The following is a 1,107-nucleotide window of genomic DNA, read 5'->3' on the forward strand; positions in this document are numbered from 1 at the left end:
AATGGTCGTAATTAATAAATTCAAATTCCTATCACCTGTCCATTGCTCAATGGTTTCATAGACTTTGCCTAAACCCAAAGTATCTGTCTGATTCCCTGCAATTGCTAATGTGGCGAATAATCCAAAAAATAAGATTAAAAAAAGCCATATTCTTTTTGATTTAAACAAATTATCACTCATTTGTCTCTCCTTTAATAATTGATGTTGTTAAAAATTATTTTTTAAGATTTGAGAATTATTACATTTAAAGTTCAACAAAAAAGATGAAAAGGAGAAAAATTTTTATTTTTTGTAATTTTTGTTGAACTTTAAATGTTAGAGTTTTAATTTTAAAGGAGAAAAAATGAAAAATGATGGAAACAAAAAATATAGAGAATACTTAGCAAAAATAATAATGGGTTGGTTCTTTGTAACTTTAATTGGTTCTGTAATGTTTGAAAACTCAAGAAGTCCTGAAACAAATTACATTGGCTCAATCATTTCTTTCACCATAGTAGTTGTTATTGGTTGGTTTGTGTTTTGGAATCTCCTTTGTTTTGGTGAATGGTGTTATTATCAAATCAAAGCCCTAGTCTTAAAACACAAACAAAAAAAGAAACCACAAAACCTTAGGGGAATAATAAAACAACCACCCAAAGAGTATAAGATTGATATAGAAAGGTTAAGGCGGATAAACCTTAAATTTTGTTTTACTACATTGTTTCTTATACCCATAACGCTCATCTGCTCTTTTAAGTATGGCTTACCATTTTTTATCCCTATTATCATTTCTATTCTTTGTATTCCTAGTTTTATTGCTTTTTTAGTAGATGAGATAGTGCGTGATATTAAATCTTTTATCCGCTCTATTAAAAATATTATAACGAATATAAAAAATACTATCAAAAATCGTAGTTGATTAAAAAAGGAGTTAGCGTGTATAGAATTTTATTTATCTTTATCCTTGTAAGCTCTTTTGTATTTGGAGCTACTAATATACCTGATAATCATATCATTTACACTTGGGGCTATGGTAAGATGATTTATCAAGTGCTAGAAGCTGTTGCAATGGCAGTTCAAAATGCAGGACAACTTATAAAATCTGTTCTTTTATTAGCTTTTGCTTTT

Annotated in this window: 3 protein-coding genes; 2 read left to right on the forward strand and 1 reads right to left on the reverse strand. The window is 28.2% G+C overall.

Annotated elements, in window-relative coordinates; translation table 11 throughout:
* The coding region (locus tag LS72_RS10505) for a hypothetical protein (protein ID WP_138155358.1) at nucleotides 1-180 on the reverse strand (180 nt) is incomplete at its 3' end.
* 163 nt (nucleotides 181-343) lie between these two features.
* Between LS72_RS10505 and LS72_RS10510 the strand changes: the two genes are divergently transcribed.
* Both LS72_RS10510 and LS72_RS10515 read left to right on the forward strand, forming a co-directional pair.
* Nucleotides 344-898, forward strand: a complete 555-nt coding sequence (locus tag LS72_RS10510) for a hypothetical protein (RefSeq protein ID WP_138155359.1) — start codon at nucleotides 344-346, stop codon at nucleotides 896-898.
* Between the two features lie 17 nt (nucleotides 899-915).
* The coding region (locus LS72_RS10515) for a hypothetical protein (protein ID WP_138155360.1) at nucleotides 916-1,107 on the forward strand (192 nt) is incomplete at its 3' end.

The sequence above is a fragment of the Helicobacter apodemus genome (assembly GCF_000765745.2).
GTDB classification, from domain to species: domain Bacteria; phylum Campylobacterota; class Campylobacteria; order Campylobacterales; family Helicobacteraceae; genus Helicobacter_D; species Helicobacter_D apodemus.